General features: G+C 60.2%; 1 protein-coding gene. It reads left to right on the top strand.

Annotation, left to right across the window (positions count from 1 at the left end; all coding sequences use genetic code 11):
* The coding region (locus A3848_RS31460) for an alpha-mannosidase (RefSeq protein WP_143192458.1) at positions 1 to 2,095 on the top strand (2,095 nt) is incomplete at both ends.

The following is a 2,095-nucleotide window of genomic DNA, read 5'->3' as shown; positions in this document are numbered from 1 at the left end:
CCCGGTCCTGTTCGCCATGGTCAAAGAGCGAATTCGTGAAGGCCGGTGGGAGCTGGTCGGCGGCATGTGGGTCGAGCCGGACCTGAACATTCCAAGCGGAGAGTCCCTGATGCGCCAGATGCTCTACGGCCAGCGGTTCTACCAGAAGGAATTCGGCCAGACCTCAGAGATTGAATGGCTGCCGGATACCTTCGGCTACTGCGCTTCACTGCCGCAGATTCTGCAGCATGGCGGCGTGCGTTATTTCATGACCACGAAGCTCGGCTGGAATGACACCAACGTATTTCCTTATGATCTGTTCCATTGGGTGGGCATTGACGGCACCCCGATGCTGTCCTACCTCAACCATGGGGTGAACGAGAATACGCTGCCGAAGGACGTGCATGAACACTGGCAATCCTTCCGCGAAAAGAAAACCCATAACGAGCAGATGCTGCTCTACGGCCATGGCGACGGTGGCGGAGGTGTCACCCGCGAGATGCTGGAATACATCCGCCGTGCAGACCTGATGGTCGGCCAGCCGGCCAGTACCTTCAGCAGCGCCGCGGATTTCTTCGCAGGCATGGAGGAGCGGCAGCCCAAGCTGCCCGAATGGCGCGGCGATCTGTATCTGGAGCTGCACCGCGGCACCTATACCACACATGGCCGCAACAAGCGGAACAACCGCAAGGCGGAGATTCTCTACCGCGAGGCTGAGCTGTGGCAGACCCTGGCCGCTCCTGCCATGAAGCCCGAGCTGCGCAGGAGCAGTGCCGAACAGCTGCATCACGGCTGGAAGCGGATACTGCTGAACCAGTTCCACGACATTATTCCCGGCTCGGCCATCCCCGAAGCCTATGAGACTTCGGAGAAGGAATACCGCGAGGTGTTCGCCCTTGGTGAGGCAGCGCTGCAGCCGGGGCTGGAAGCCCTGGCGGCTCAGGTCACAACAGCAGGCGAAGGCCAGCCTTACGTGCTGTTCAACAGCCTCGGCTGGGCGCGTGATGCAGTCGTTGCCATTCCATGGGCAGATACAGAAGCATCAGATACAGAATGGACCCTGGCAGCATATGACGCGTCAGGAAATGCACTTCCGATAGATCTCGTAATCGGTTTGCCCGCTGCGGACGTTGCGCTGGACCCGACAACAGATCACCGGACCGCTTACATTCATGTCCCGGCCATCCCGGCTATGGGGTATAAGACGATCTGGCTGAGACGCGGAGAACGGCCAACACCGGGAAGCCCGGAAGCAGTGAATATGCCAGATCGCATGCTAGCTGCGAAAATGTCCGCCGCCGGGGCATCGGTGAAACATCCGGAAGCAGCGGCCATACATGCGGATGCCTCTTCCGCACGGCCGGAACGCACCGTCCTGAATGACCGCTGGGAGACCCCGCACTACCGCCTGACGTTCAATGAACGGGGCGAAATCACCAGCCTGTTCGACAAAGCGGCCGAACGGGAAGTGGTGCAGCAGGGCGGACGGGCCAACCAATTCCACTTCTTCCATGACCGTCCGACACTCTGGGATGCCTGGGATATCGACAGCCGCTATGAAGCCCAGCCCGCCGGCGAGGCCGAGCTGGTGGAGAAATACGTACTTCACTCCGGCCAAGTCCGGGATGTGCTGAGATTCCGCTGGACGCTGGGCCAGTCGCTGATCACCCAGGATCTGATCCTGTATGCCCATGACCGCAGAATCGATTTCAAGACCCATGTGGACTGGAAGGAAGCCCACAAGCTGCTGAAGGTCGGCTTCCCGGTCGATGTGGTCGCAGACAAAGCGACCTATGAGATTCCCTTTGGTGCGCTGGAGCGTCCCACGCACCGCAATACCAGCTGGGAACAGGCGCAGTACGAGGTCTGCGGACACCGTTTTGTGGATGTATCCGAACATGGATACGGCGTCAGCCTGCTGAATGACTGCAAATACGGCTACGACATTCAAGGCAGCACGATCCGCCTGTCCCTGCTGCGTGCGCCGCAATGGCCGGACGCCACTGCGGACCTCGGCGTTCATGACTTCACCTATTCGCTCTATCCCCACCCGGGCGATTGGCGGAGTGCCCATACGCTGCGCAAGGCCGCGGAGCTGAATCATGAGGTGCAGGTC

The organism is Paenibacillus sp. P32E, assembly GCF_001909085.1.
GTDB lineage: Bacteria > Bacillota > Bacilli > Paenibacillales > Paenibacillaceae > Paenibacillus_AQ > Paenibacillus_AQ helianthi.
This window is presented reverse-complemented; position numbering and strand designations above follow the sequence as displayed.